Annotated in this window: 25 protein-coding genes and 1 tRNA gene; 11 read left to right on the top strand and 15 right to left on the bottom strand. The window is 59.0% G+C overall.

Annotated elements, in window-relative coordinates:
* Nucleotides 1-30: 30 nt before the first annotated feature.
* Nucleotides 31-825, bottom strand: a complete 795-nt coding sequence (locus BUB72_RS00290; protein ID WP_073138692.1) for an isocitrate lyase/PEP mutase family protein — start codon at nucleotides 823-825, stop codon at nucleotides 31-33.
* Nucleotides 822-1,994: a pyridoxal phosphate-dependent aminotransferase gene (locus BUB72_RS00285; RefSeq protein WP_073138688.1), complete on the bottom strand. Its 1,173-nt coding sequence runs from the start codon at nucleotides 1,992-1,994 to the stop codon at nucleotides 822-824. Before BUB72_RS00285 ends, BUB72_RS00290 begins: the two co-directional genes overlap by 4 nt.
* 246 nt (nucleotides 1,995-2,240) lie before the next feature.
* Here BUB72_RS00285 and cysS point away from each other — a divergent pair, with 246 nt between their 5' ends.
* From cysS to BUB72_RS00270, 3 genes are read left to right on the top strand one after another with little or no spacing between them, the layout of a single operon-like run.
* Nucleotides 2,241-3,647, top strand: coding sequence for a cysteine--tRNA ligase (gene cysS, locus BUB72_RS00280; RefSeq protein WP_073138686.1), 1,407 nt, complete (start codon nucleotides 2,241-2,243; stop codon nucleotides 3,645-3,647).
* Nucleotides 3,644-5,263 carry a citramalate synthase gene (cimA, locus tag BUB72_RS00275; protein ID WP_073138681.1) on the top strand — a complete coding sequence of 540 codons (1,620 nt, stop codon included), beginning with the start codon at nucleotides 3,644-3,646 and terminating at the stop codon, nucleotides 5,261-5,263. Before cysS ends, cimA begins: the two co-directional genes overlap by 4 nt.
* A complete protein-coding gene (locus tag BUB72_RS00270; RefSeq protein WP_073138678.1) occupies nucleotides 5,253-6,005 on the top strand; it encodes a squalene/phytoene synthase family protein in 753 nt (250 codons plus the stop codon). Before cimA ends, BUB72_RS00270 begins: the two co-directional genes overlap by 11 nt.
* Here the strand turns inward: BUB72_RS00270 and BUB72_RS00265 are convergent.
* From BUB72_RS00265 to cobA, 3 genes are read right to left on the bottom strand one after another with little or no spacing between them, the layout of a single operon-like run.
* Entirely contained in the window at nucleotides 6,002-7,234 is a 1,233-nt protein-coding gene (locus tag BUB72_RS00265) for an MFS transporter (protein WP_073138674.1), read from the bottom strand. The genes BUB72_RS00270 and BUB72_RS00265 overlap by 4 nt on opposite strands.
* A 16-nt stretch (nucleotides 7,235-7,250) precedes the next feature.
* Nucleotides 7,251-8,534 (bottom strand): cobyrinic acid a,c-diamide synthase CobB, encoded by a 1,284-nt coding sequence (locus BUB72_RS00260; RefSeq protein ID WP_073138671.1) that lies wholly within the window; start codon nucleotides 8,532-8,534, stop codon nucleotides 7,251-7,253.
* Nucleotides 8,531-9,382, bottom strand: coding sequence for a uroporphyrinogen-III C-methyltransferase (cobA, locus tag BUB72_RS00255; RefSeq protein WP_073140394.1), 852 nt, complete (start codon nucleotides 9,380-9,382; stop codon nucleotides 8,531-8,533). Before cobA ends, BUB72_RS00260 begins: the two co-directional genes overlap by 4 nt.
* Nucleotides 9,383-9,479: 97 nt before the next feature.
* On the opposite strand from cobA, the gene BUB72_RS00250 reads away from it, so the two are divergent.
* Genes BUB72_RS00250 through BUB72_RS00235 form a run of 4 tightly spaced genes read left to right on the top strand, consistent with a single transcriptional unit; the run spans nucleotide 9,480 to nucleotide 12,529 of the window.
* Nucleotides 9,480-10,523, top strand: coding sequence for a cobalt-precorrin-5B (C(1))-methyltransferase (locus BUB72_RS00250; RefSeq protein ID WP_073138668.1), 1,044 nt, complete (start codon nucleotides 9,480-9,482; stop codon nucleotides 10,521-10,523).
* Nucleotides 10,520-11,257, top strand: coding sequence for a cobalt-precorrin-6A reductase (locus BUB72_RS00245; protein WP_073138665.1), 738 nt, complete (start codon nucleotides 10,520-10,522; stop codon nucleotides 11,255-11,257). Before BUB72_RS00250 ends, BUB72_RS00245 begins: the two co-directional genes overlap by 4 nt.
* Nucleotides 11,238-11,861 (top strand): DNA-3-methyladenine glycosylase family protein, encoded by a 624-nt coding sequence (locus tag BUB72_RS00240; protein WP_073138662.1) that lies wholly within the window; start codon nucleotides 11,238-11,240, stop codon nucleotides 11,859-11,861. The genes BUB72_RS00245 and BUB72_RS00240 overlap by 20 nt, the downstream gene beginning before the upstream one ends.
* Nucleotides 11,858-12,529, top strand: a complete 672-nt coding sequence (locus BUB72_RS00235; protein WP_073138659.1) for an alpha/beta hydrolase — start codon at nucleotides 11,858-11,860, stop codon at nucleotides 12,527-12,529. The genes BUB72_RS00240 and BUB72_RS00235 overlap by 4 nt, the downstream gene beginning before the upstream one ends.
* On the opposite strand, the gene BUB72_RS00230 is transcribed toward BUB72_RS00235, so the two are convergent.
* Nucleotides 12,495-13,010: a hypothetical protein gene (locus tag BUB72_RS00230; RefSeq protein WP_073138655.1), complete on the bottom strand. Its 516-nt coding sequence runs from the start codon at nucleotides 13,008-13,010 to the stop codon at nucleotides 12,495-12,497. The genes BUB72_RS00235 and BUB72_RS00230 overlap by 35 nt on opposite strands.
* Before the next feature lie 229 nt (nucleotides 13,011-13,239).
* On the opposite strand from BUB72_RS00230, the gene BUB72_RS00225 reads away from it, so the two are divergent.
* Entirely contained in the window at nucleotides 13,240-13,824 is a 585-nt protein-coding gene (locus BUB72_RS00225) for an HNH endonuclease (RefSeq protein ID WP_073138652.1), read from the top strand.
* Here BUB72_RS00225 and BUB72_RS00220 read toward each other — a convergent pair.
* Nucleotides 13,821-14,723, bottom strand: coding sequence for a cation diffusion facilitator family transporter (locus BUB72_RS00220; protein WP_073138649.1), 903 nt, complete (start codon nucleotides 14,721-14,723; stop codon nucleotides 13,821-13,823). The two genes, BUB72_RS00225 and BUB72_RS00220, sit on opposite strands and share 4 nt — an antisense overlap.
* A 9-nt stretch (nucleotides 14,724-14,732) precedes the next feature.
* The gene (locus BUB72_RS00215) at nucleotides 14,733-15,692 is read right to left on the bottom strand and encodes a radical SAM protein (RefSeq protein WP_073138646.1); all 960 of its coding nucleotides are present in this window, start codon (nucleotides 15,690-15,692) and stop codon (nucleotides 14,733-14,735) included.
* 192 nt (nucleotides 15,693-15,884) lie between these two features.
* On the opposite strand from BUB72_RS00215, the gene zwf reads away from it, so the two are divergent.
* The 3 genes from zwf to pgi are packed head-to-tail and all read left to right on the top strand — an operon-like array spanning nucleotide 15,885 to nucleotide 19,581.
* Entirely contained in the window at nucleotides 15,885-17,336 is a 1,452-nt protein-coding gene (gene zwf, locus BUB72_RS00210) for a glucose-6-phosphate dehydrogenase (protein WP_073138643.1), read from the top strand.
* Entirely contained in the window at nucleotides 17,336-17,983 is a 648-nt protein-coding gene (gene pgl / locus BUB72_RS00205) for a 6-phosphogluconolactonase (RefSeq protein ID WP_073138640.1), read from the top strand. The genes zwf and pgl overlap by 1 nt, the downstream gene beginning before the upstream one ends.
* Nucleotides 17,983-19,581: a glucose-6-phosphate isomerase gene (gene pgi / locus BUB72_RS00200; protein WP_073138637.1), complete on the top strand. Its 1,599-nt coding sequence runs from the start codon at nucleotides 17,983-17,985 to the stop codon at nucleotides 19,579-19,581. Before pgl ends, pgi begins: the two co-directional genes overlap by 1 nt.
* Here the strand turns inward: pgi and BUB72_RS00195 are convergent.
* From BUB72_RS00195 to BUB72_RS00165, 7 genes are all read right to left on the bottom strand, one after another.
* Nucleotides 19,578-20,051, bottom strand: coding sequence for an acyl-CoA thioesterase (locus BUB72_RS00195; protein ID WP_073138633.1), 474 nt, complete (start codon nucleotides 20,049-20,051; stop codon nucleotides 19,578-19,580). The genes pgi and BUB72_RS00195 overlap by 4 nt on opposite strands.
* Before the next feature lie 6 nt (nucleotides 20,052-20,057).
* Nucleotides 20,058-20,131 (bottom strand) — tRNA-Gly (locus BUB72_RS00190).
* A gap of 35 nt (nucleotides 20,132-20,166) precedes the next feature.
* Nucleotides 20,167-22,200, bottom strand: coding sequence for an ASKHA domain-containing protein (locus BUB72_RS00185; RefSeq protein ID WP_073138630.1), 2,034 nt, complete (start codon nucleotides 22,198-22,200; stop codon nucleotides 20,167-20,169).
* 124 nt (nucleotides 22,201-22,324) lie between these two features.
* Entirely contained in the window at nucleotides 22,325-23,467 is a 1,143-nt protein-coding gene (locus BUB72_RS00180; protein WP_073138627.1) for a sterol desaturase family protein, read from the bottom strand.
* Nucleotides 23,468-23,561: 94 nt separating this feature from the next.
* Nucleotides 23,562-24,644 carry a methyltetrahydrofolate cobalamin methyltransferase gene (locus tag BUB72_RS00175; RefSeq protein ID WP_073138624.1) on the bottom strand — a complete coding sequence of 361 codons (1,083 nt, stop codon included), beginning with the start codon at nucleotides 24,642-24,644 and terminating at the stop codon, nucleotides 23,562-23,564.
* A 13-nt stretch (nucleotides 24,645-24,657) separates the two neighbouring features.
* Nucleotides 24,658-25,581 carry a methylenetetrahydrofolate reductase gene (locus tag BUB72_RS00170; RefSeq protein WP_073138620.1) on the bottom strand — a complete coding sequence of 308 codons (924 nt, stop codon included), beginning with the start codon at nucleotides 25,579-25,581 and terminating at the stop codon, nucleotides 24,658-24,660.
* A gap of 31 nt (nucleotides 25,582-25,612) precedes the next feature.
* Nucleotides 25,613-25,912, bottom strand: coding sequence for a virulence factor (locus tag BUB72_RS00165; RefSeq protein WP_073138617.1), 300 nt, complete (start codon nucleotides 25,910-25,912; stop codon nucleotides 25,613-25,615).
* Nucleotides 25,913-26,151: the final 239 nt, after the last annotated feature.

Raw genomic sequence — 26,151 nt, 5'->3', positions numbered from 1 at the left:
GTCACATGTCTTTTGACGTCCAGATGCCCGCTAACCTATGAGCTTGTCCACCTCTGAACCGGAAATTGCGTTGCTCAAATGTGTGAAATCGCCATTTCCGAACATCGACAGACCAGCGTCATGGATCACACGATGCGTCGCCCGTGCCAAAGCCGAGCCAAGCGAGATACGCGCGGCTCCCAGAGCTGCGTATTCCGCGATAGAGTGTTTGGAGTAGGCACCCGCTACCAGCACGTTCACCGGCTTGTCCGTCGCGTCGATAACGCGCTTCAGGTCTTCCATGCTTTTGGGCATCGGCACATACAAACCGTCCGCACCGGCGTCGTCAAAGGCGCGGATGCGCCGGATCGCCTCATCAATGTCGTAAGCCCCGGTCATCACGCCATCAGCGCGCGCCACGAAAAAGAAGTCGTCCTTCAAGGCCCGTGCCGCGCTGGACGCGGCGCGTACCCGCTCCACGGCCAGATCGAAGTCATAGACGCGATTTGAGGCTTCGATGGTGTCCTCGATGCAGATCCCCGCCAGTCCGATCTCACCGGACAGCCGCACCGTCTCCGCGCAGGTCTCCGGCGCTTCTCCGAACCCGTCTTCGAAGTCGCCGGACACGGGAACACTGACCGCGGCGATCAAATCCTGCGCATGGGCCAGCGCCACGTCGCGCTCTACCTTGCCGCCGTCGGGCTTGCCCAAGGTGAACGCATGGGCGGCCGACGAGGTGCCGATCGCCTGCGCCCCCAACGCCGCCAGCATCTTGGCCGAGCCTATGTCCCACGCATTCGCCAGAATAAACGGGTCGCCCGGTTTGTGCATCTCGCGAAATCTCATGGCTGTATCTCCTTGGCAAAGCCCACGAGCGTCTTCAAGGACGCCTCGAATGTGCTGTCCTCAACGGTCATTGCCACTCGCACATGGCCCGCTGCCGCGGCACCAAAGCTCTCGCCCGGCATCACCGCGATGTGGTGAGCCTCCAGCAATCTGTCTGCAAAGTCTTCACCGCTCAACCCCGTGCTGCGTACGTCCAGCATCATATACATCGCGCCTTCAGAAGGCACCAAGCCGACGACGTTCTGCTCCGCCAGAATATTTTGGCCGATGGCGCGGCGGCGTCGGAAGGGCTCCGCTACCTTCTCCTCCAGCGCCAGCCCTTCGCCCAAGGCGAACACCGCTGCGTCCTGAATATAGCCCGGCACGCCATAGGTCGTGTGGGTCGCCAGTGTGATCAGGTTGGCGATCACGTCCTCCGGCCCGACAATCCAGCCGATCCGGCTGCCCGTCATCGCATGGCTCTTCGACATGGAGCCGACCACCAAGGTCCGCTCCGCCATCCCGTCCAGCGTGCGCGGGCTGATATGGGTGCCGTCCCACACCTGCGTGTCATACACCTCGTCCGAGATGCACCACATGTCATACTCGCAACACGCCCGCGCGATCCCTTCTACGGTATCGCGCGAATAGACCACGCCCGTGGGGTTGTTCGGTGTATTCACCAGCAGGGATTTCGCACCAGCAGACTTTGCCGCAATGTCCGAGAATGTCGGCTGGAACGCGTTCTCCGGCAGGCACGGCACCGCCCTTGGCACCGCCCCCACGCTGCGCACGGTGCCGGGGTAGGTGGCATAATAGGGGTCGCAATAGAGCGCCACGTCGCCCTCGTCGCACAGCGCATGATGGGCCGAGAACAGCGCCGACTGCCCGCCGGGGGTCACCATCACGTTGTCGCGCGTTGTATGCACGCCTGTCCGCGCGGTCAGCCGCGCCGCCACCGCGTCGCGCAAGGCATCGGTGCCGGGCACCATCGCATAGCCCGTATGCCCGCCGCTGGCGCTCCGGTGCATGGCGTCCAGAATACTCTGGTCGGTGCGAATGTCATGCTCGCCAATCGTCAGCTCGGTCACGCCGACGCCTGCGGTAATCATCCGCCGCGCTTTGTAAAACACGTCCCACCCGTCGGAGCCGCCACCTGTCAGCCCCTGTATCCTGTTCGACATATCCATGCGTGCCTCCCTCAATGATCCGCGCAAAGGGCCAGCCCGCGCCGCCCGTGTCAAATCGAAATTTGTGATAGCCCTTAAAACCGCACTCGACCGGACAGGCTCGACCTGCTACCAACGCCCTATGACGACACGCACCATCATTTGTTGCTGCATTACCATCTGAGATTTCTCAGGCGGGTCGTTTTGCGTTTTCCATCTTAGGTCAGTTTCGCTAAACCCGCCGCAACACCCGCGCGCGAGGCCAAAATGACGATCAAGATCTACAACACCAAGACACGGCAGAAAGAGGTTTTCAAACCGCTCGTTGACGGCAAAGCGTCGATGTATGTCTGCGGCCCCACGGTCTACGAGCGCGCCCATCTGGGCAATGCCCGTCCCGTGCTGGTCTTCGACATGCTCTACCGCTTGCTGCGCCATGAATACGGCGTGGAGAATGTCAGATATGTGCGCAATTTCACCGACGTGGATGACAAGATCAATGCCCGTGCCGCCGAAACAGGCCGCCCGATCTCAGAGATCACCGACGAGACGATCGGGTGGTTCCTTGACGATATGGGCGCGTTGGGCGCGCTTGAGCCGACCGACACGCCTCGTGCCACCCAATACATCGCGCCGATGATCGCGATGATCGAGGACCTGATCGCCAAGGGCCACGCCTACGCCGCCGAGGGTCACGTCCTGTTCAAGGTGCGCAGCTACAAGGATTACGGCAAGCTGTCCGGCCGCTCCGTCGACGACATGATCGCCGGCGCTCGGGTCGAGGTGGCACCCTATAAAGAGGACCCGATGGATTTCGTCCTGTGGAAGCCGTCCTCCGACGACTTGCCGGGCTGGGACAGTCCATGGGGCAGGGGCCGTCCGGGCTGGCATATCGAATGCTCCGCCATGGCCTACGAGCTGTTGGGCGCGGCATTTGACATTCACGGCGGCGGCAACGACCTGACCTTCCCGCACCACGAAAACGAGATCGCTCAGAGCAGATGCGCAGGCCACGATTTCGCGAATGTCTGGATGCATAACGAGATGCTACAGGTCGAGGGCAAGAAAATGTCCAAGAGCTTGGGCAATTTCTTCACCGTTCGGGACTTGCTGGACCAAGGCGTGCCGGGCGAGGTGATCCGGTTTGTGATGTTGAGCACGCACTACCGCAAGCCGATGGACTGGACGGAGAAGAAGCGGGTTGAGGCAGAGAAGACGCTGCGGAAGTGGGCAAGACTTACGTTGGATGTCGAAGCCTCGCGAAATCTCCACCCAGATGTACTCTCAGCGGTTTCCGATGATCTCAATACTCCGGGTGCGTTCTCAGTTTTGCATCGGCTCGCAGGGTCTGGGCAGAAATCCGATCTTGCGAATGGACTTATATTTTTGGGTTTTGAAGCAAAGGATTTGGCGCAGTTTGAGGATGACGCGACTGGATTTAAGTTCACACCGACGATCCACGGCAACGAAAATGCTGATGTGATTCAATGCCAGACGGATCGTATTCTTGAACTTTGGAAGTCGTTTCGAAGCAGCGAAGAATGGAGCGAAGCAGATCGGCTACGAACACTTGCCGAGGAAAATGGTCTCTTGCTAAAATATAGCAAAGACGGCTCCTATTGGGCTGAAAGAGGCCCCAACTTCGACTCCTCCAAGCTCGAGGCCCTCAAATGAGTCCTCGCGAACACCTCACCCTGTTCGACACCACCCTGCGCGACGGGCAGCAGACGCAAGGGGTGCAGTTTTCGACCCCTGAAAAGATCGAGATCGCCAAGATGCTCGACCAGCTTGGGGTGGATTATATCGAAGGCGGCTGGCCGGGGGCGAACCCCACCGACAGCGAGTTTTTCTCCAACGCGCCTAAGACTTCCGCCACCATGACCGCTTTCGGCATGACCAAACGCGCGGGGCGATCGGCGGAGAATGATGATGTTCTGGCCGCTGTCCTGAACGCCAATACCCCCGCCGTCTGCCTTGTCGGCAAGACCCATGACTTCCACGTGAAAACCGCCCTCGGTATCACCCTCGACGAAAACCTTGAAAACATTGAGAAAAGTTTTCAGCATATTGTCAGCCAATCCCGCGAAGCCCTGTTCGACGCGGAGCATTTCTTCGACGGCTACAAGTCCAATCCCGACTACGCCCTGTCCTGCATCCACGCCGCCTTCGACGCAGGTGCTTTAGTGGTTTTATGCGACACCAATGGCGGCACCCTCCCTGCGGAAATCACTGAAATCGTGGGAAAAGTCATCGCCAGCGGCATACCCGGTGACCGTCTTGGCATCCACACGCATAATGACACCGACAACGCCGTCGCAGGCTCCTTGGCCGCCGTAGACGCAGGCGCGCGCCACATCCAAGGCACCCTGAACGGTCTGGGGGAGCGGTGCGGCAACGCCAACCTGACTTCCCTGATCCCGACGCTGCTGCTGAAAGAGCCGTACAAGTCCCGCTATGCCATTGGTGTCAAAGCAGAAAACCTGCACTTGCTGACACTGGCCTCGCGCAAGCTGGACGACATCCTGAACCGCGTTCCCAACAAACACGCGCCCTATGTGGGGGCTTCCGCGTTTGCGCATAAGGCAGGCCTCCACGCGTCAGCAATCCTAAAGGATCCAACGACGTACGAGCATATCGACCCTGCCGTCGTCGGCAATTCCCGCATCATCCCGATGAGCAATCAGGCGGGGCAGTCCAACCTGCGTAAACGCCTTGCTGAAATGGGGCTGAAAGATATTGATACCAATGCCTTGCCGCGAATTCTTGATGTGATTAAGCAGCGCGAGGATGACGGGTATTCCTACGACACCGCCCAAGCCTCGTTCGAGCTTTTGGCCCGCCGTGAACTCGGCCTTTTGCCAAAGTTCTTTGAGGTGAAGCGTTACAAGGTTACGGTGGAACGGCGGAAGAATAAATACGACAAGATGATCAGCCTGTCCGAGGCCGTCGTCGTGGTAAAAGTGGGCAGAGACAAGATGTTGTCGGTGTCTGAGAGCATGGACGAAACCGGCTCTGACCGTGGTCCGGTGAACGCCTTGTCCAAAGCGCTGGCCAAGGATTTGGGGCCATATTCTGCGATGATCGACGACATGCGGCTGGTGGATTTCAAGGTCCGTATCACCCAAGGCGGCACCGAGGCCGTGACCCGTGTCATCATCGACAGCGCTGACAGCAAGGGCCGCCGCTGGTCCACCGTGGGCGTATCGCCAAACATTGTCGATGCGTCTTTCGAAGCACTGCTGGACGCGATCAACTGGAAGCTGGTGCAAGAGGGTGCGCATGTCTCTTGAGGCCTGCCGCTCCCTCGTGGAACGTGCTGATCCTGAACGGTTTTCCGCAGCACAGCTTGGTACCGAAGCCGCGCAGAAGGTGCTCTGGCCACTCTATGCGATGAATGTTGAGGTCAGTCGCGCGCCATGGGTCACCCAAGAGCCGATGATCGCCGAAATGCGCCTGCAATGGTGGCGCGACGCGCTGGAGGAAATTGCCGAAGGCAAACCGGTGCGCGGGCATGAGGTCACCACGGCGCTGGCCGCGTCTATCGGGGCGGGGGAGGCATTGCAGCTGGATCGTCTGGTACAGGCGCGACGGTGGGATATCTACAATGACGCGTTTGACGACGAGGCCGCATTGCTTGGCTATCTTGACGACACGGCAGGCGGCTTGATGTGGGCGGGGGCTTCGGCTCTTGGCGCGCCTGTTGATGTGCGGGGCGAGGTGGTCGCTTTCGCCCGCGCCGTCGGACTTTCCCGCTTTTTGAAAGCCGCACCTGAATTGGAGGCTCGTGGTCGCCGACCGCTTGTCGACGGGCGGCCTAAAGCCATCGCAGCACTCTGCATTCGCATTTTGGCGGAGATGCCCAAACAATCTGCGCTGAAGCGCCGCTTGGGGCGTGATGCGGCGTCGGTTTTAACTGAAGGCTGGCAGGCGCGGGCGCTTCTAAAGCAAGCCATTTCCAACCCGACGCGTGTTGCAGATGGAACGCTGGGGCTCAGCGAATTTGGCAAGCGCTGGCGGTTGCTCTTCAGTTAACGTGCTGATTTTGGCCGTAAGGCCAGCCAGATCAGCGCGCCGCCCGCCAAGGTCAGGAACGGGATCATCGCGATGTTGACCGCGTTCCAGCCCTCGACCGCGGAGCCGCCGGAGCAGTTCATCAACCCGCCCGAAGCCAATGACGCGAGTGTGACACAGCCGAACACAATCGAGTCGTTGAGACCCTGCACCACGCCCCGCTCGGAGACAGTGTGCGACGAAGCCAACATCGTCGTTGCGCCGATGAAGCCGAAATTCCAGCCAAGACCCAGTAGGATCAGGGCGATGAAGAAGTTGGCAAGCGTCACTCCGGTCAAGGCCACTGCTCCGGCAAGGCCGAGGATCACAAGACCGGTGGCGACAATCTTTTCTACACCGAAGCGGTTGATCAGGTGGCCGGTGAAAAAGGACGGCACGAACATTGCCAGCATGTGGGCTGACACGATGTCGTTGGCGCTGTCTGCCTCAAAGCCGCAGCCCATGACCGCCAGCGGAGTGGAGGTCATCACGAGGTTCATCAACGCGTAGGAAACCATGCCGCAAATGATCGCCACAGCCACGCGCGGGGTCTTGAGCAGTTCCAACTTGGAGCGGACAGCGTCGTTGGTTTTCGCAGCAGCCAATGCGGCGGCGTTGGGCAGGTCCAGCAGGAAGAACAAGAACAATCCGACCAAGTTCAGCACCACGATGGCGACATAGCTGCCGAGGAAAGGAATGACGCTGAAGTCAAACATGACCTTGTTAAGCTGCGGCCCGATGATCGCCGACATCAGCCCGCCCGCCATCACATAGGAAATCGCTTTGGGACGGAACTGCTCGGACGCACCGTCGGCAGCGGCGAAGCGGTAGAAACCTTGCGCAGACATATATATGCCGCTGATATAGCTGCCTAAAAGCAGCATCAGGAACGAGCCAATATAGAGGCCGTAGCCCGCGACTGCTGCCCCCAAAGCGCCCGCAAGTGCACCAATGATAAAGCCGTTGCGACGGCCTTGGCGCTGCATCAACGGGCTGATCCATGGCGCTGTGGTCATCGAGCCGAAAACGATCATCGAAATCGGTAGCGTCGCGAGGCAGGGGTTTGGCGTTAGCGTATTGCCGACAAGGCCACCCACCACGAACAGCATTGGCATCTGGCTGCCAAGAATGGCTTGAGCACCGACAAGAACCGCCACATTGCGGCGGGTGCGGGGGTCGGAGCGGGCGGGGGCATTGGTTGCGTCAGTCATGCGCTTATCGCTACGCCTAGTTTTGAGGGGTGTCCAGACGGTCGATGACATGTGCAAAAGAGCCGCAGACCCGCCCCTGACGCAGGCCCATGGGAGGGAGCGTCGTGCCTTCGGCGTCCGTGGCATGGAACAGTGGGGCACCTTGGGCTTTCAACGTGGTTGCGTAGTGAAATTCATGCCCTTTGAAGTGTCCGGCCATTGGGCCATCGCCGGCGTTTAAATTCCGGTAGCCCAGATGCAGCTTCCGCTCGGCAAAGCTGGTTTGCAACGCGAGGAGTCCAGCCATCTTGTGCACGGTACCCTCGGCGTCGGTCAGGGTTTCGCCCAACATCATGTAACCACCACATTCTCCATATATATCAGAGGCCTGTGACGCTTCTCTCAAGCTGTCCATAAAATTAGAATTAGTTGCAAGACGTTCCGCATGCAGCTCCGGATACCCGCCGGGTAGAAATACAAAATCGCATGCAGGTACGGCCTCGTTCTTTAGCGGCGAGAAGGTGTGGATCGTGGATCCAGCGGCTTTCCAATCCTCCAGCATGTGAGGATAGGCAAAAGCGAACGCCTCGTCCTGTGCTACGGCGATGCGGGCATAGGGCAAAGCTCGGGTGGGGTGAAACTCTGTTCTGGTGACGGGGCTTGAGGGGAGGGCGTCCATATTAACATGCGCCTCAACCAAGTCTGCGATGTCGTCTAGCCATTGGTCGAGGTCCGGCCGCTCGGACGCCTGCACCAACCCCAAATGTCTGGACGGATGGCCAAGATCAGCGCGGCGTGGCAGGGCACCCAAAACAGGCAGCTCGCTTGGGAAATGACGTCGCAGCATGGCTTCATGGCGCGGACTGGCAACCTTGTTGAGGATAACGCCCGCGACTGTGACGCCTGGGCGGTGCCGCGCAAAGCCCTCGGCAATTGCCGCCGCACTTTGCCCCATGCCGGAGCCGTCAATCACCAGAACGACCGGAATTCCAAGGATTTCAGCGACATCTGCGGCGGAGCCTTTGCCGTCGGGCATAGCGCCGTCAAACAATCCCATTGCACCTTCGACGACCAGAAAATCATTTCCGAGACCTTGCGCCAGACTGCGGATGCGGCCGGGCTGCATGGCCCACGCATCCAGATTGACGCACGCTTGCCCGCATGCGGCCTCATGAAAGCGTGGGTCAATATAGTCAGGGCCGGACTTGGCCCCGCGCACCGCACCGCGCCGCGATAAGGCGCGGAGCAGTCCCAGTGTGACAGTGGTTTTGCCCGTGCCCGATGCGGGGGCGGCGATCAGCAAGCCGTGGCCGGGGATCATGCGCTTTCGGCCGGACGGCCTCGGCCCAAGGGGTCCAGATTTCGCGGGGCCTCACCTGCGATCTGTCCTTGCCAGTCCAGCACCTGCCGCATCGCGACAGCGCGACCAACGCAGATAATTGCCGGTGGCTCGGCACCGGACGCTTCGATGTCGGCGACGCAGGTGCCAAGAGTGGTTTCCAGCACCTGCTGATGCTCGGTCGTGGCAGTGGTGACAATCGCAACCGGTTCGGTGGCGGGTCGGCCTGCGGCCAGCAGTTGCGCCGTGATATGGGCGATATGCTTCATGCCCATGTAGATCACGATGACCTGTGACCCTTTGGAGATAGCCTGCCAGTCAAGACTGCCCGTGGCGTTGCCGGATTGGTCGTGGCCCGTCACAAAGGTTACCGACTGGTTCACGTCACGGTGGGTGACAGGGATGCCCGCATAGGCCAGCCCGCCAATGCCCGCGCTGATGCCGGGGATGATCCGGATAGGGACGCCATGTTGAACGAGGGTTTGGGCCTCTTCGCCACCACGCCCGAACACGAAGGGATCGCCGCCTTTCAGCCGCAAAACACGTTTTCCCTCACGCGCCAGATCGACCAGTCGCAGAGAAATATCGCGCTGCTTGGCCGAAGGTTTGCCACCGCGTTTGCCTGCGTAAATATGTTCGGCCTGAGGGGCCCAGTCTAGGATCGCCTCCTGTACCAGCGCATCGTAAATCACCACATCCGCCTGCCGCAGCGCGTTGAGCGCGTGCAAGGTCAGCAGGCCGGGATCACCGGGGCCTGCGCCGCACAGCCAGACCCAGCCGGGCTGCAAAACAGGCCATTGGCCTTGGGGAAGGGGCATCGAGTCGCTCATGGGGCCTTTATGACCCGTAACCCGCCCGTGCAAAAGCGAAAGAGCGACGCCGCAATGGCCATTGGCGGCGCGGGGACGTGACGCTAAGGTCGCGCGCATGACTGACGACACCCTTCCCAAATTGCGCCGTGGCTGGACCACGGGCGCGTGCGCTACGGCGGCCACCAAGGCCGGGCTGCAAATATTGTGGGGCGGCACGGTGCCACCGGACGTGACCATTACCTTGCCCAAAGGGGAAACACCTGTCTTCGCGTTGGCTTCGGTAGTTCAGGGTGAAGGCTGGGTCGAGGTTGGCATCGAGAAAGACGCAGGCGACGATCCTGATGTGACCCACGGCGCTATCATTAAAGCGCGGGTTGCGCCCTCGACGGGTGGCGTGAAGTTTTGCGCCGGAGAGGGCGTCGGGATCGTCACCAAGCCGGGTTTGCCGATCGGCGTGGGGGAGCCAGCAATTAACCCTGTGCCGCGTGCCATGATGGACGAGGTGGTCGCCGAAATGGCCAGCGAATTCGGACAGATGCCGGATGTGGAGATTACGGTTTCCGTGGTGAACGGGGCCGAAATTGCCAAGAAAACGTGGAATCCCCGTTTGGGCATTGAAGGCGGCTTGTCGATTTTGGGAACCACGGGGGTGGTCAGGCCGTTCTCGTGCTCTGCCTGGATCGCCTCGATCCACCGCGGGATAGACGTTGCGCGTGCCGTGGGTTTATCGCATGTGGCGGGCTGCACGGGATCGACCTCGGAGCGGGTCGTTCAAGACATGCTGGATTTGCCGGATCACGCGATGCTCGACATGGGGGATTTTGCAGGCGGGTTGCTGAAATACCTGTCCCGACATCCTATCGAGCGGATCACCATCGGCGGTGGCATCGGCAAAATCACCAAGCTGGCACAAGGTGCGCGGGACTTGCATTCCAAGAGGTCGCAAGTTGATTTTAAGGCGCTGAATGAATGGGTTAAAGCAGACATTTCAACCTCCAACACAGCGCTTGAGGCCGTAACAATAGCACCTGAATTGGCCGCGCGCGTCGCGCAAGAGGCATTGCAACAAGTGAAACTGATATTGAAGGACGCCCCTGTGCAGCCGAGCATCGTGATCATCGATCGTGCGGGCACGGTTCTGGCGACGGCGGGGCTATGAGAATTCTACTTCTGGCCGGTACCAGCGAGGCGCGCAATCTGGCGCATGCGTTGGTAGAACGGGGCCATCAGGTCACCGCGTCATTGGTCGGGGCGACCCGTGCGCCGCGCGATCTGGGATGCGAGACACGGATTGGCGGATTTGGGGGCGAACAGGGTTTTCGCGACTGGCTGGCAGCGCATCCCGTTGATCTGGTCATTGATGCGACACACCCGTTCGCTGTTCAAATCACTGACCGCACGGCGCGTGTTTGCGCGGACGTGAAGCTTGAGCATCTGCAATTGCGGCGCGATCCTTGGGGGCCGGCTGACGGTGACAACTGGACCTTTATTGACCATCCCGCGCAGGCAGAAAGCGTGATCCAAACCGGATCAAAGGTGTTTTTGGCAACGGGCCGGCAGACCTTGGAGCAGTTCGCCGGCTTGTCGTCGTGCACGTTGATATGCCGCCAGATTGATCCGCCCGAAGAACCGTTCCCGTTTGAGAACGGAGAGTTTCTGGTCGGGCGACCACCGTTTTCGATCGAAGACGAGGTGCAGCTGTTCACCAATCTGAAAATTGACTGGTTGGTGGTCAAGAATGCGGGCGGGGTGATGTCACGCTCCAAACTGGACGCAGCCCGCCAGATCGGCCTGCCCGTATTGATGATCAACCGGACAGCGCCGCCGGACGGCCCGATTGTCACGAGCGTGGACGCGGCTTTAGAGTGGCTAGATGCGCATTATCAAGGGTGATCGTTGCGTCGCGGAAGGCGCGGCATGGCTGGCCGAGCGTGAGCCACGGTTTGCGCAGGCCTTAACGCAGGTGGGAAAACTGCCCTTGAGGCTGAAGCCGGAGGGGTTTTCGGAGCTTTTGTCGGCGATAATGGGGCAGCAGGTCTCGATTGCCTCTGCGGCGGCCATTAACGGGCGGTTGCGTGACGCGGGATTGATCGACGCGCGCGCGGTTGCTGCGGCCAGTGAGGACGAGCTTCGAGCTTGTGGTCTCTCGCGGCAGAAAATCCGCTATGCCCATGCGCTTGCCACGTCCGGCATTGATTTCAATGCGTTACGCGACAAAAGTACGTCGGACGTCATACAGACACTAACGGCTGTGCCGGGCATCGGCTCATGGACGGCAGAGATCTACGCCATGTTCTCTCTGGGCCATGCGGATGTGTTCGCGTCGGGTGATTTGGCCTTACAGGAGGCGGCACGCATCTTGTTTGAATTGCCGGATCGCCCCAAAGAAAAAGAGATGCGCCAGATGGCGTTGGACTGGTCACCATGGCAAAGCGTTGCCGCCCGCATCTTGTGGGCCTATTACAGGGTGGCAAAAGATCGAGAAGGGATCACATGACACGGGTTTTGGAAAGCAGCCGCAAGGCATCGAAATCGGGCGAGGACAGCTCGCTGGTGATCTTTCTCCACGGATATGGCGCGGATGGTGCCGATCTGTTGGGTCTGGCGGACCCGTTGTCGGAGCATTTGCCGGATACCGTATTCGTGGCCCCGAACGCGCCGGAGCAATGCACAGGCAACCCGATGGGTTTTCAATGGTTCCCGATTCCTTGGATTGACGGCTCCTCCGAGGAGGAATCCGAGCGTGGCATGATGCAGGCGGTCGAGGACTTGAGCGCCTATATCGACGCGACAATGGAAGAAGAGGGCGTGTCAGAGGCCGAGACCATTTTGGTCGGGTTCTCGCAAGGGACCATGATGGCCCTTCATATCGCACCACGTCGTGAGGACCAGTTCGCGGGCGTCGTCGCGTTCTCTGGTCGCCTGTTGCGCCCCGAACTTTTGGCCGATGAGGCGAAATCCAAACCACCGGTGATTTTGATCCACGGTGATCAGGATGACGTCGTACCACCCATCTCCATGCCGGAAGCCGGCGACGCGCTGCAAGAGGCGGGGTTTCCCGTTTATGGTCATGTCATGAAGGGCACCGGTCACGGCATCGCGCCAGACGGCCTTGGCGTGGCGTTGTCGTTTATTGGGCAGCAGCTTGGGCTAGACCTTGGTTGAGATGCGTAGTGGCGCCTTTAAGCAAAGCTCTGGAATACAATTTATGGAGTGGCAACAAGGCATTGAACAGGAAACCTAACCTCCCTGTTTTCTTGTCTGCCGTGACGGCGGAGCCGAAATAAAGACGCGTACCATCACGCACCTTATCGACCATGAACCACGATCTTGTCTTGGAAGCCATATCGCACATCAGCAGTTGGTTTTCAGTGCGTACTTCTACAGTCCATGCGGCAAACGCCACGGTGCGGCCATATGCGATGTCGGAAGCATCCTTGTCCGTAGACGGGCGTTTGACGGCGTATTTCAGGATGACTCGTTCGCTGCGAAACAATGGGGCTGTGTAGAACGCTTCGATGAATTGCGGAAGTTCAACGGTCCCGGGGACGGTGACCATAAAGCAATCAGTATAATGGCCCGCGCCGTTTTCATAGCGGCGCAACAGCGCGTCTTCGGGTAGGGGTGGCGTCGAGATAGATGGCATTTTGTGATCCCTATCGATGCGTGAGTTGAGCCTAGCGAGTCTGGCTGCTTAATCCGCTGTGCAGAATCGTCACATGCCCGTCACGCAAGGAGGCCATGCTCCCGCCGTGACCTGCCATATGGCGGGGCTTGTCAGGTGAGAATAACGATATATAGTTTTTTCAGGACTGGGGCGGGGCTCCCCGCTCTGGTGTTCGCAACGGCACTACAGAGCAGGAGACCTCTTCTCTATGGACGGCGACTTCAGGCATGATTTTGTACATGAGCCGGGGTGTTTGAAGCACAATCCGGCATTGGTGCTTAACGCAGACTATCGGCCCTTATCCTACCTTCCATTGTCATTATGGACGTGGCAGGAGGCGGTGAAGGCGGCGTTTTTGGATCGCGTCACAATTCTGAGCGAGTATGACGATGTTGTCCGCTCCCCCTCGATGGAAATACGCATTCCCAGCGTCGTGGTGTTGAAGGATTATGTGAAGCCACAAAAGAAGGTGGCTTTCACGCGGTTCAATCTGTTTCTACGCGACGAATTTTGCTGCCAGTATTGCGGTGCGCGGGGTGATTTGACCTTCGATCACGTCGTGCCGCGCGCCCATGGTGGGATCACCTCGTGGGAAAACGTCGTGGCGGCGTGCTCCAAATGCAACCTGCGCAAAGGGTCACAATGGTTGCACCGCTCCGGCATGTCTTTGCGCAAGCCGCCGGGTCGGCCAAGCGCGGGGCAGTTGTTGAATGTCGGGCGTAAATTCCCGCCAAACCACCTGCATGAAAGCTGGATAGATTTCCTGTATTGGGACGCCGAGCTTGAAAGCTAGGCGTGGCCGATGGTTTCAGCACCCACGCAGGCATCAGACGGGTGTTCGAGTTCCAGAATGATTTCGGATATGCCGTGGTTCTTTTTAAGAAGTATTTTCAAGGATTTACGAACTGCAATTGATGTATCCGACGTCACGATATGCGCGCTTAAAGCTGTCTGATCCTCTTCCATTTGCCAGACATGCAGATGGTGCACATCCTCGACACCGACATGGTCGCGGATGTCCGACAGCAACGCCTCCATATCCAATTGCGGTGGCGTGCCAAGCATAAGGACGCGGATCACAGGGCCGATTTCGCGGATGGATTGCCACAGGATGTAGCCCGCGATCAGGAAGGTAATTAGCGGATCAATCAACGGCCAGTCGAACAACAGGATTGTCGTACCGGCGATGATGACCGCAACGGAGCCCAACGCATCCGCGAGATTGTGGAGAAATGCGGCCCTGATATTCATCGACGATTTGGACATTGAATAGGTAAGCGCCGCGGTCACGAGATCCACGACCAAAGCTGCAACCGCGATCCATACGACCAACCAGCCGTCGACGGGGCTGGGGCTCCAGACGCGCAGGGTGGCCTCATACAGAAGATACAGGCCGATCACGATCAGCGTTGTGTAGTTGATCAGCGCAGCGACGGTTTCGGCGCGTCTGTAGCCGAAGGTCATCGAGGCGTCAGCGGGTTTACGACCGATTTTGCGCGCCGCAAAGGCGATGATCAATGCGATGGCGTCGGAAAAGTTGTGAAGTGCGTCGGCGATCAACGCGAGACTGCCCGACAAGATACCACCGACAACCTGCAAAACGGTGAGGCCCATATTGACGGCAATGGCCCAAGCCACCCGCGCGTCGCCGTCCTCCGGACTTATGTGGTGGTGATGATGGTCATGTGGCATGGCAGGTGTTTAAGCTGAACAGCTGGCCCCGCCAAGGACGCAAAACTTCGCACAATGCGGGTGGTTCAGCTTCACGTCAGTCTCGGCCTCTTCCAGCGTCGTTCCCAGTTCGAATTCCGGCGAATAGGCGAGCAGGGTGCAGGCAAGAACAGCCGGTTTGTCAGCCCCCTTGCGCTTGACAACCATGCGCGACGACGAACACATCACCGCATCAGGCGACTTGCCCAGTATGTCCCAACACTCCGTGGTGATCTCCGGCACCTCGACGGTTTCATCCATTTCGGGGAAAAGAACCGTAGAAGCAGGGTCCTGTGCGTCGATGTTGAAGTCATATTTTGCAATTATTCCAGCATACCCAGCGCGCGCGGCTGCGTCGCTTTCGGCCCAAACGGACCGGCCTGCAACGGCCATGCGCGCACCTTGATCGCGGAGCCACTCCATGCCCTCGATGGTCTTTGCGAATGCATCTTTGCCGCGCTCTTTGTCATGCACCTCTGGCGACCAATGATCGAGCGAGATGCGGAAGGTCAGTTTGTCACCGAATTCTGTGATGAGCGCAGTCAGCGCCACGCGCACGGTTTTGCGCATCATCGGGCGCATCGCGTTGGTTAGTATCAGGACGTCATAGCCCCGCGTCAGAGCGGCGCGGGTCATATCGGCCATGTCCGGGTTCATAAATGGCTCGCCACCGGTGAAGGCAATCTCGCGAACACCCCATCTGCGGGTTTCCAGCTGGTCGAGATAGTCCTCCACTTCTGAGGTGGTTAAGTAGACTAGCGCATCGTTGCTGGGCGACGACAGGATATAGCAGTTCTCGCATTCGATGTTGCACAGCGTACCGGTGTTGAACCAAAGCGTTTGCGGGTTTGACAAGGCCACCGACGCACGGGTTTCGCCCTTTGCAGTGACGAACGGGTCCGTGAATTTGCCCGCATTTGCCTGCAATGCGGCGTCAATTTGGTCTTTCATCCAGTCTTCTCCATGGCCTGCCTGCTATGGCTAGCGTGTTGCGGTGTGAAGAGAAAGTGCTCAAAGTATCATCTGACACGGTTGTGACCAACGTGTGGGGTGTTAGAATATCGTGGAACAATTTTCACTGGAATTGTGGCTTCGTTAGCGCTAACAGGTTGGCAACGTCATACCGGAAAGAAGGGTATCCCGATGGTCTCACGCGTCATTCCTGTAGAGAGCTTTGATCTTGTGATCTTTGGCGGCACCGGTGATCTGGCGCGCCGAAAAATCCTGCCGGGGCTATATCGTCGTTTTTTGGCAGGGCAGATGCCCAAAGATGCGCGCATCATCGGGGCCGCACGAAGCGAGCTTGACGATGACGGCTTCAGAGCACTCATACGCGAGTCTATTGAAGAATTCGTACCGGAAAAGAAGCGCAAACCGAAAACCGTGGACGCGTTTCTGGCACAGCTGCATTACACGCCAATCGACGCGAAAGGCTCTGGTGGCTGGGAAACGCTTGCCAAACTCGTGCGTAAGGATGTGGTTCAGGCGTTCTATTTCTCGGTGGGGCCAAGCCTGTTCGGTGATCTGGCGACGCGGTTGCACAAGCACAAGATCGCGACGCCGGACAGCCGTATCGTGGTTGAGAAGCCTTTTGGCCGCGATCTGGAAAGCGCCAAAGCGCTAAACGCTGTACTGGCGGACAGCTTTGACGAGCACCAGATTTACCGCATCGATCACTATCTTGGCAAAGAAACCGTGCAAAACCTTATGGCCGTGCGTTTTGCCAACATGCTGTTCGAGCCGCTCTGGAATGCCCAGTATATTGACCATGTGCAGATTACGGTGGCCGAGACAGTGGGCGTCGGGGGACGCGGGGGCTACTATGACAAATCCGGCGCAATGCGGGATATGATCCAGAACCACCTGATGCAGTTGCTCTGCTTGACCGCGATGGAGCCTCCATCGCGGTTCGATCCCGACGCGGTGCGCGACGAGAAGCTGAAAGTGATCCGCGCGCTGGATCCGGTGCCGTCCGAGAATATCGTGCGTGGTCAGTATGCGGCGGATAAGGATCAAGCGTCCTATATTGAGCATTCCGAGAACCCCGCGAGCAAGACCGAGAGCTTCATTGCGATGAAGGTCGATATCTCCAACTGGCGCTGGAAAGGCACACCGTTCTACTTGCGCACGGGCAAGCGACTTAAGGGACGAATGTCGGAGATCGTGGTTCAATTCAAAGACGTGCCGCACTCCATCTTTGAGGAAGATGCAGGCAGTAAAGCCAACGTGTTGGCGATCCGCCTGCAACCGGACGAGGGGATGGACCTTCGTGTGACCATCAAGGAGCCGGGGCCGGGGGGCATGCGCTTGGTCGACGTGCCGCTGGATATGACCTTTGCCGACGCACTCGGGCCGGAAGGCGCGGATGTACCGGACGCTTATGAGCGGCTGATTATGGACGTGATCCGTGGTAACCAGACCTTGTTCATGCGCGGCGACGAGGTCGAAGCAGCTTGGGCGTGGACTGATCCGATTATCGAAGGCTGGCAGAACCGTGGCGATAAACCGGTTCAGTACGAGCCGGGAACAACGGGTCCTGAAGATGCGTTGATGCTGTTGCACCGCGACGGGCGCCGCTGGCGGGAGATTAAATAATGGAATTAATCGAATATCCGGACCGCGATCTGATGATGATCGACCTCGCCAATCATCTGGCGGGGGAGTTGAACGAAGCGTTGATGACCCATGATCAGGTCAGCTTTGCTGTGCCGGGCGGCTCGACACCCGGTCCGGTGTTTGATGCCTTGTGTGCAGCCGACCTTGATTGGAGCCGCGTGACCGTATTGGTCGGGGACGAGCGGCGGGTGCCTGCGGACCATGAGCGGTCCAATGAGCGTATGATCCGCGCGCGTCTTCTGACGTCGCGGGCTGCGGCTGCGAATTATGTGTCGATCAGGCCGGATGGGGATACGTTGCCCGATATCTCGGCGCATCTGCCTTTGTCGGTTCTTGTTGTGGGGATGGGGGCTGACATGCATACCGCATCGCTGTTTCCGGGCTCGCTTGACCTGGAAGCCGCGTTGGCCTCTAATGCGCCGGACCTGATGATGGTCGAGGCCTCTGACGGGTTGGAACCGCGCGTGACACTGAGCGGTCGCGTGTTGGAGGAGGCCATGAGCAGCCATGTTCTGATCGCTGGCAAAGAAAAGCGTGAGGCACTGGATCGTGCCACCCACGCAACCCGCATGGAGGCCCCGATCCGGACCGTCCTTGCGACTGCAACAGTACATTGGGCACCGTGATGAATTGGACAGACCTGAAAACCCGTGCCGAACAGCGCGCAACGCTCGCAGATCTTTTCGGGGAAAACCCCAGCCGTGCGCAGGAGTATTCCGTGCAGCATGGCGACATGCTGTTCGACTACTCCAAAACCCAGATTGGCGTGGAGGACCGAGCGTTGCTTTTATCAATGGCAGCGAACGCTGACGTTGCGGCACGGCGCGAGGCCATGTTCTCGGGCATGAAGATTAACGAGACCGAAGGGCGTGCAGTGCTCCATACTGCGTTGCGCAACATGAGCGACGGTGCAATCGAGGTCGACGGCGAAGACGTCATGGAGGGCGTGCGCGAGACCCGCGCGCGCATGGCTGATTTCGCCGAGGCTGTGCGATCTGGCGCTGTCAAAGGGCAGGGCGGCGCGATCACGGATGTGGTCAATATCGGCATTGGCGGCTCGGACCTTGGCCCTGCGATGGCTGTGCTGGCACTGGCACCGTATCACGATGGGCCACGGGTGCATTTTGTTTCCAATGTGGATGGCGCGGATATCGCGGATACGCTGCGCGGGCTCGATCCTGCGACGACGCTGGTCATCGTGGCCTCGAAGACCTTCACCACCATCGAGACGATGACCAATGCCAGAACCGCGCAGGAATGGATGGCGACGCGCGTTACCGACACTGGTGCCCAGTTTGCAGCGCTATCGACCGCCGAAGAAAAGACGACCGAGTTCGGCATAGCGCCGGAGCGGGTGTTCGGGTTCGAGGATTGGGTCGGCGGGCGCTATTCCTTGTGGGGCCCGATTGGGCTGTCGCTGATAATTGCCATCGGCGCGGATGACTTTGATGCCTTCCTGCGCGGGGCCTATGACATGGATTGCCATTTCGGCGACGCGCCGCTGGATCAGAACCTGCCAGTGATGCTGGCTTTGGTCGGGGTTTGGAACAACCAAGGCTGCGGCCATGCAACTCGCGCGGTGCTGCCCTATGATCAACGCCTGACGCGGCTTCCGGCATATTTTCAACAACTTGAAATGGAGAGCAACGGCAAATCTGTGGCGATGGACGGCTCGACCTTGGAGGTGAACTCCGGCCCCGTCGTTTGGGGCGAGCCGGGGACCAACGGGCAGCACGCCTTCTATCAATTGATCCACCAAGGTACGCGGGTCGTGCCATGCGAATTTATGGTGGCGCGGGAAGGTCATGAGCCGGAGCTTGCGCATCAGCATGAGTTGCTAGTGGCGAATTGTCTGGCCCAATCAGAAGCCTTGATGGTAGGCCGCAGCCTCGAAGAAGCGACGGCGATCATGGCCAAACGTGGCCTGTCCGGAACGGAACTGGATCGCCAAGCGCGTCATCGGGTATTTCCGGGGAACCGCCCGTCGACCACGCTTGTCTATCCAAAGCTAACGCCGTTTGTGCTGGGCCAGATTATAGCGCTCTATGAACACCGTGTGTTCGTGGAAGGCGTAATGCTGGGGATCAATTCCTACGATCAATGGGGCGTGGAACTTGGCAAGGAACTGGCCAATGCGCTGACGCCGGTGCTGCGTGGGGAGGCGTCGGAAGAGGGCAAAGACAGCTCGACCCGATTGCTTCTGAGCTACCTTCGGTCGAACTAGGCGTCGGTTGCGCCGTCACGGGTCTTTAGCATGTCTCGTAGCTCGGGGCTGATTGCGCGTTTGGTGCCGTCCGCGTTCAGCAGCACGATGATGGCGTGGGACGTGGTGCGCAAACTGCCACCGGACCACACGGCATAGTCCATCTTGAAGCTGGAGGTGCGCAATACGCTGGCCCGCCCCGTCACGATGTAATCCTCGGCCAGTTTCATTTCGGCGAGGTAATCCACCTGCACCTGACGCAAGACCAATTGCGGAGCATCCGCCCCCGAGTAGCCAATGCCATAGGCTTGCATATACTGGATGCGAAAGCTCTCGAACCAAGCCAGATAGGCCGCGTTATTGATGTGACCCAAGGGATCCAACTCGCTGAAACGTGTGCGGTCTGCGACCCCGAAAGCCCAAGGTTCCGGTATTCCAAGCGCACGCAACGTATCGGCGTCCAGCGGGGTATGATAGGGAATATTTTTCATAAGATTTGGAGCGGGTAACGAGAATCGAACTCGTAACTAAAGCTTGGGAAGCTGCCGTGATACCTTTTCACCATACCCGCCTTGAGCTTTGAGTTAAGTGAGCCGCGCGATGGCGTCAAGAGCGTCTGCGCCTGCGGCGACCGCCTTCTTTGTCCCCGCCACCTGTGTTGAAGTTCACCTCGGGCAGGGTCACGATAGAGTTCAGGATCGGGAACGGCTCCACCGCGTTTGGAATGTTTGACGCGTTTACGAAATGCTCTTGGAACCGTGGCTCGATGGCGGTTTCGATCTTGTGAATATTGTGAACCGTTTCTTCGATTTCCCTGCGAGCCTTTGTGTTCAGCAACGCAATACGCGCTCCTGTGCCTGCGGCGTTACCGGCAGAGGTGACCTTGTCGAGCGGCGCGTCGGGGATCATTCCCAGCACCATGGCGTGTTTCGGGCTGATATGCGCGCCGAACGCGCCGGCCAACACAACGCGGTCGACCTTGTCGACGCCGAACTTGTCCATCAGCAGCCGCGCACCGGAATAGAGCGCGGCCTTGGCCATCTGGATTTCGCGGATGTCGCGATTGGTGACGGTGATGGGCCGCTCGGGGTCGTCATGCACCATGTAGCTATATGTTCTTCCGTCTAGAAAACAACGGCTTGTGCCGGTTTGTTCAGGTGATCCGATCAGGCCAGGTCCATCGACGATGCCCGCCAGTCGCATCTCGGCCACCATTTCGATAATGCCGGAGCCGCAGATGCCCGTGATGCCGGTGCTGGCGATGACCTCGTCAAAGCCGTCCTCGTCGGACCAGACATCGGAGCCGATGACGCGGAAGCGGGGTTCCTTGGTCACGGGGTCTATTTCTACGCGCTCAATCGCGCCGGGGGCGGCGCGCTGGCCGGAGCTGATCTGTGCGCCCTCAAAGGCCGGTCCGGTCGGCGAGGAGCAAGCCAGCACCTTGTTTTTATTCCCGAGCAGGATTTCCGCGTTGGTGCCGACATCGACGACAAGCACAAGGTCGTCGGATTTATCAGGGGCTTCGGACAAGGCCACAGCAGCGGCGTCCGCGCCGACATGACCCGCAATGCAGGGCAGCAGATAGACGCGGGCCGCAGGATGAAGGTTGAGGCCTAACTCTATGCCTCGCAACGATAAAGACTCAGATGTAGCAAGCGCGAAAGGTGCCTGACCCAGCTCGAACGGGTCGATGCCAAGGAACAGGTGGTGCATCACCGGATTGCATACGAACACGGCGTCCACGATCAGATTGCGGTCGATACCGGCTTCCGACGCGATGTTGACGAACAGCGCGTTCATGCCCTCGCGCACGGCTTGGGTCATTTCCTCGGCCCCGCCGGGGTTCATCATGGAATAGCTGACGCGGCTCATCAGGTCTTCGCCGAAACGGATTTGCGGGTTCATGATCCCTGAGGACGCCACGACCTCGCCGGTGGCAAGGTCACACAGATGGCCCGCGATGGTGGTGGAGCCAAGATCGACCGCCAGCCCGTAGACAGTGCCTTCATAGAAGCCCGGCCAGATATGCATGATGCGCGGCCCGAACATGGCGTCACCCAGATGCACGGCGCAGGTGACTTTCCAATCTCCCTTGCGCAAGGTCGGTTGCAAGATTTTCAAAAGACCCAGATCGGCCTCCAATTCAGGCAGATCCCAGTCATGGCGCAGCGCTTTGATCAGACGTTCCAGATCGCCGGAGGGTTCGTGCATGTCGGGTTGCTCCACCTCGACATAAAACAGCTTTGTGGACGGGTTCAGGGTGATGTCCCGCGCTTCTGCACGTTTGCGGACGACCTGACGGTGGACCTGACTGCTTTCAGGGACGTCAATGACGATGTCGCCTTTGACCTGCGCCTGACAGCCAAGGCGGCGGCCTTTGGCCAACCCGCGCTTGTCGTCATAGCGTTGCTCGACGCTGTTCCAATCGCTTAGAGCGCCATCTTTGACCGTAACGCCGTGTTTTGGGAATTCACCATAGGACGGCGTGATCTGGCACTTAGAGCAGATACCCCGTCCGCCACAGACCGAGTCCAGATCAACACCCAGTTGGCGCGCGGCCGTCAACACCGGAGTCCCAACCGGAAAATGCCCGCGCTTGCCGGAGGGGGTGAAGATCACGAGTGGGTCTTTGTCGGACATGGGCACACCGAAGCAGTTGTTTCTGCTTAGAGTTGTAGGGCTTCGGCCCCTGTCCGCAATGGCTGTCTGCGACCTGATCTTGCAAGAATACGCATGGTTTTCATGAATGGGATCAGGTCAGCGCCTATTCCGCCTCGGGCACCTTCTTTTTGGTGAACGGGTGCAGGAACTGTTTCACGAATCCACGTGGAACCTGCTCTCCCGCCACGCCGTAGCGTTGAGGCCAGCGGCCTTCGGGCATGTGGTAGGTGCCGAACAGGCGGTCGAGGATCGGGAAGTGGATGGCGTAGTTGACGTCGATGGCCTCGCGCTCGGCGCCGTGATGCCAGTGGTGGAAGCGGGGCGTGGCGAAAGTGCTCTCGATAGGTTTCAGGTTCCAGCCGATGTTGGAATGGATGAAATGGGAATAGAAATACACGATCAGAACATAGGCCTGAATGGCCGCCGGATCGAAGCCCAGTGTAAACATCGGAATCGCAGTGAAGCCGCGCAGGATGGCGATTTCAATGAAATGCATGCGCGAGCCCGCCAGCCAGTCCAGCTTCTTGGCGGAATGGTGAACCGCATGGAACCGCCATAGCGCCGGAACGGTATGGAACAGGCGATGCACCCAGTATTGCACGAAGTCGGAGAACAGGATGATCAGGAAAAGCTGCACGACGAAGGGCAGGGCGAAGATCCATTCCTGAATGCCGCTCATGTTGAAATAGCCAGTGATCAGGTTCGACGGCATCAGCGTCAGGAAAGTCAGGACCTGCACCATCAGCGAGGACACGAGGTAGTAGAACATATCCTCCTGCCATTCGGGTCGGAAGACGGTCTGGTTTTGGTCCTGCGGGAAATAGCGTTCCAGCGGGACGAAGAGGAAGCCGAGGAAGACGACGTTTAGAATGAAGAAGTCGAGGCCGAAATAAAGCGGTGCTGTCAGGGTGGAACCGTCATCCGGCGTCCCGATCAGCGAGACTATGACGATCATGAACAGCGCCGTCCAACCAAGGATTTTGTCACGGGACAAGAGCAAGGATAGCAACGCGAAGGCGTAGCCGACGAGCAGCACCACTTGCAGCAGCAATTGAAGATGCGCTTGGGTGACGACCTTCGACAGATCGGGCGTCGAGAACAGGCCTGGGAAATACATGACCGCAAGAATGGCCGCCGCGGTAAGGCCTGCCAACAGCGCCCCGCCACCCGACAGCCAGCCGCTGCCAAAGGGGCGATCCTCGCGCGGGCGTTCTAGTTCTGTTTTCAGACGGCGGATAAATGACACGGGATAAAACTCCTTAAAGAATAGCAGGGTTTTGCCGCATCTTGTCAGTCAGGCAAAGCGAAATATGCCGCTTTGCCTGTTGTTTTGGCTTGGATTAGCCCCGACGGCGACGCCCACCTGCGCGGCCACCACGGGCGGCAGCGTCAGAGCCGTCTGCGTTTTTGGGCTTGTTGAAGTTGATCCAAGCACCGCCGGACGGGTCTTGGTTCATCAGGAAGTTGGCGGCCCGGATCGCCTCCATTTCCTTACCGGGTTGCGGCTTGGTGGAGCCGAGGCCCGTCAGTTGCGCCAGCAATTCGGGGTCAATGTCGTCTGGAACGATGATGCCAGCCTTCGCCAGCGCGTCCAGCTTTTCCTGCATCTTGATTGGACCGACGGGTAGGGCGACGGGGTTCATGATGGCCGATGTCATGCCAGCAGCCATTGCCATTGGCAGGAACGCATTGTTAACGCCGTGACGGTTGGGCAGGCCGAACGAGATGTTGGACGCGCCGCAGGTGGTGTTCACGCCCAGCTCTTCGCGCAAACGGCGCACAAGGGTGAAAACCTGCAAGCCCGCGGTGCCCATCGCGCCGATGGGCATAACCAGCGGGTCAACGACGATGTCATGTGCGGGGATGCCGAAGTCAGCGGCACGCTCGACGATCTTCTTAGCGACGGCAAAACGCACGTCGGGGTCTTCGGAAATGCCGGTGTCGTCGTTGGAAATTGCCACGACGGGGACATTGTATTTCTTGACCAGTGGCAGGACCAGCTCAAGACGTTCTTCTTCACCCGTGACGGAGTTCAACAGCGGGCGGCCTTCAGCAGCAGCAAGGCCGTTTTCCAACGCGCCGGGAACGGAGCTGTCGATGCACAAAGGAATGTCGGTAACCTTCTGAACACGCTCGACAAGTTCCTTCATCAAGGTCGGCTCGACGAAGTTGTTGTCGGCGTAACGCGGGTCCTCGGCCATTTTGTTGGAGAACACGGCGCCGGAGTTGATATCGAGAATGTTCGCGCCCGCCAGCGTTTGGGCAATCGCATCGGCTTCGACGCGGGAGAAGTCGCCTTTTTCCAGCTCCTCGTTGAGGATCTTGCGCCCTGTCGGGTTGATCCGCTCCCCGATCACGCAGAACGGTTGGTCAAAGCCGATAATGGCGGTTTTGGTTTTGGATTCGACGATCGTGCGGGTCATTAACTGATCTCTCTTATGCTTGGTCTGCTGGAACGCCGGAGGCGCCGCCATTGGCGATGGCCCAGTTGGCGTTGGTCTTGATGCCGCCAAGCGGGAAGAAGTGAACGGATTCGATGTTGAAGTTGGGGTTTGCAGCCTTGTGCGCGGCGAGGGTGTTGATCACCTCGGTCGGCTCGTAAGGCAACAACAGTTTGGTGACGTCCATGGCGCGCTTTTGCAGCACTTTCAGGGACGGGCCGACGCCGCAGGCGATGGCGAACTTGATCAGCGTTTGCAGTTTGGCAGGGCCGGCGATGCCGATATGGACGGGTAGGTCGATGCCTGCCGCCTTGATGGAGTTCGCCCAAGCGATAATCGGGTCGGCGTCAAAGGCGAACTGCGTGGCCAATGCCATTTTGGCATCAGTCGTTTCCGAGAACTTCTGTTTCCAAGCAAGAGCTTCATCGACGTTCTTCATGCCGCCTTTGGGGTCGATGTCGCGGTTGCCTTCAGGGTGACCCGCGACGTGCAGGCGGTCAAAGTCACCAAACAGACCGGTTTCCAGCAGCTGCATGGAGCTGTCGAACTCACCGTGCGGCTGCGCTACGCCACCGGCCAGTAGCAGCGCCTGATTGACGTCAGCCTCGCCCTGATAGCGGGAAATCCAGTCGGACAGGGTGGCCTTGTCTTTGATGATGCGCGCAGGGAAGTGCGGCATTACCTTGTAGCCGTCGCGGTTCAGACGGGCGGCGGTGGCGACCATTTCCTCGATCGGCGTGCCTTCGATATGCGCGATGTAGACGCGGGTGCCTTCGGGCAGCAACTCGCGGAAGTCTTCAACCTTCTCGGCGGTGCGGGGCATCACCTCGATGGAGTAATCCTTCAGGAAGGTTTCCACCTGTGGGTTCACCGTGACCTCTTGAGCCGGTGCGGTGCGTTTAAAGTTCAGCAAGGCCATGAGCCCCTCCCTAATGCGCGTTGTGATCGTGTCAGGCGGCATTGCCGTCATTCGCGATCAGCTGCTTGATCCTGTCGGTGTCGTATTCGGCCTCCAGCCGCGCCGCTTCGGCTTTTGCGACCTCTTGAGGGTCGCCATCGACTTCGTAAGGTGCAGCCTTCCGCCAATCGGCCAGATAGGCATCGGCATCCTTGGCACCAACTTTCATTGCCGCGCGGTCGATGGCCTGCTCGAAGCGTTCTTCCAGCTGGACTTTATGGCCGCGACGGCCTTTGCCCACGATGACCTGAGCAGGAATGTCGCGCCAGTAAACTATTGTCACATCAGGCATGGGGTCGAATCCTTCGTATTGCGCGCCGTTTTACCGACACTAGGCGTCTGAGGGCGGTAGCCGAGGTGCGTTTTCGACATTTGAACAAGGCAGAGCGACCCTGATCCGTCGCGCCCTTAGCTAAGGGGCTTTGCGAATAGGGGCCAGCTATCACCCGTCTCATATTTCTCATGGTTTTTATGAGGTTGGAACAAGGTCTATGCTTGCTTCAAAGCGTTAGCACTCCTACGTTGGGGGTA

Origin of the sequence: Litoreibacter ascidiaceicola (genome assembly GCF_900129235.1) — a bacterium.
Lineage (GTDB): Bacteria > Pseudomonadota > Alphaproteobacteria > Rhodobacterales > Rhodobacteraceae > Litoreibacter > Litoreibacter ascidiaceicola.
This window is presented reverse-complemented; position numbering and strand designations above follow the sequence as displayed.

What these genes read in the sequence shown, in the direction of transcription:
- BUB72_RS00290 (WP_073138692.1), bottom strand. Translation starts at nt 825, where the DNA reads ATGAGATTTCGCGAGATGCACAAACCGGGCGACCCGTTTATTCTGGCG.
- BUB72_RS00285 (WP_073138688.1), bottom strand. Translation starts at nt 1,994, where the DNA reads ATGGATATGTCGAACAGGATACAGGGGCTGACAGGTGGCGGCTCCGAC.
- cysS (WP_073138686.1), top strand. Translation starts at nt 2,241, where the DNA reads ATGACGATCAAGATCTACAACACCAAGACACGGCAGAAAGAGGTTTTC.
- cimA (WP_073138681.1), top strand. Translation starts at nt 3,644, where the DNA reads ATGAGTCCTCGCGAACACCTCACCCTGTTCGACACCACCCTGCGCGAC.
- BUB72_RS00270 (WP_073138678.1), top strand. Translation starts at nt 5,253, where the DNA reads ATGTCTCTTGAGGCCTGCCGCTCCCTCGTGGAACGTGCTGATCCTGAA.
- BUB72_RS00265 (WP_073138674.1), bottom strand. Translation starts at nt 7,234, where the DNA reads ATGACTGACGCAACCAATGCCCCCGCCCGCTCCGACCCCCGCACCCGC.
- BUB72_RS00260 (WP_073138671.1), bottom strand. Translation starts at nt 8,534, where the DNA reads ATGATCCCCGGCCACGGCTTGCTGATCGCCGCCCCCGCATCGGGCACG.
- cobA (WP_073140394.1), bottom strand. Translation starts at nt 9,382, where the DNA reads ATGAGCGACTCGATGCCCCTTCCCCAAGGCCAATGGCCTGTTTTGCAG.
- BUB72_RS00250 (WP_073138668.1), top strand. Translation starts at nt 9,480, where the DNA reads ATGACTGACGACACCCTTCCCAAATTGCGCCGTGGCTGGACCACGGGC.
- BUB72_RS00245 (WP_073138665.1), top strand. Translation starts at nt 10,520, where the DNA reads ATGAGAATTCTACTTCTGGCCGGTACCAGCGAGGCGCGCAATCTGGCG.
- BUB72_RS00240 (WP_073138662.1), top strand. Translation starts at nt 11,238, where the DNA reads ATGCGCATTATCAAGGGTGATCGTTGCGTCGCGGAAGGCGCGGCATGG.
- BUB72_RS00235 (WP_073138659.1), top strand. Translation starts at nt 11,858, where the DNA reads ATGACACGGGTTTTGGAAAGCAGCCGCAAGGCATCGAAATCGGGCGAG.
- BUB72_RS00230 (WP_073138655.1), bottom strand. Translation starts at nt 13,010, where the DNA reads ATGCCATCTATCTCGACGCCACCCCTACCCGAAGACGCGCTGTTGCGC.
- BUB72_RS00225 (WP_073138652.1), top strand. Translation starts at nt 13,240, where the DNA reads ATGGACGGCGACTTCAGGCATGATTTTGTACATGAGCCGGGGTGTTTG.
- BUB72_RS00220 (WP_073138649.1), bottom strand. Translation starts at nt 14,723, where the DNA reads ATGCCACATGACCATCATCACCACCACATAAGTCCGGAGGACGGCGAC.
- BUB72_RS00215 (WP_073138646.1), bottom strand. Translation starts at nt 15,692, where the DNA reads ATGAAAGACCAAATTGACGCCGCATTGCAGGCAAATGCGGGCAAATTC.
- zwf (WP_073138643.1), top strand. Translation starts at nt 15,885, where the DNA reads ATGGTCTCACGCGTCATTCCTGTAGAGAGCTTTGATCTTGTGATCTTT.
- pgl (WP_073138640.1), top strand. Translation starts at nt 17,336, where the DNA reads ATGGAATTAATCGAATATCCGGACCGCGATCTGATGATGATCGACCTC.
- pgi (WP_073138637.1), top strand. Translation starts at nt 17,983, where the DNA reads ATGAATTGGACAGACCTGAAAACCCGTGCCGAACAGCGCGCAACGCTC.
- BUB72_RS00195 (WP_073138633.1), bottom strand. Translation starts at nt 20,051, where the DNA reads ATGAAAAATATTCCCTATCATACCCCGCTGGACGCCGATACGTTGCGT.
- BUB72_RS00185 (WP_073138630.1), bottom strand. Translation starts at nt 22,200, where the DNA reads ATGTCCGACAAAGACCCACTCGTGATCTTCACCCCCTCCGGCAAGCGC.
- BUB72_RS00175 (WP_073138624.1), bottom strand. Translation starts at nt 24,644, where the DNA reads ATGACCCGCACGATCGTCGAATCCAAAACCAAAACCGCCATTATCGGC.
- BUB72_RS00170 (WP_073138620.1), bottom strand. Translation starts at nt 25,581, where the DNA reads ATGGCCTTGCTGAACTTTAAACGCACCGCACCGGCTCAAGAGGTCACG.
- BUB72_RS00165 (WP_073138617.1), bottom strand. Translation starts at nt 25,912, where the DNA reads ATGCCTGATGTGACAATAGTTTACTGGCGCGACATTCCTGCTCAGGTC.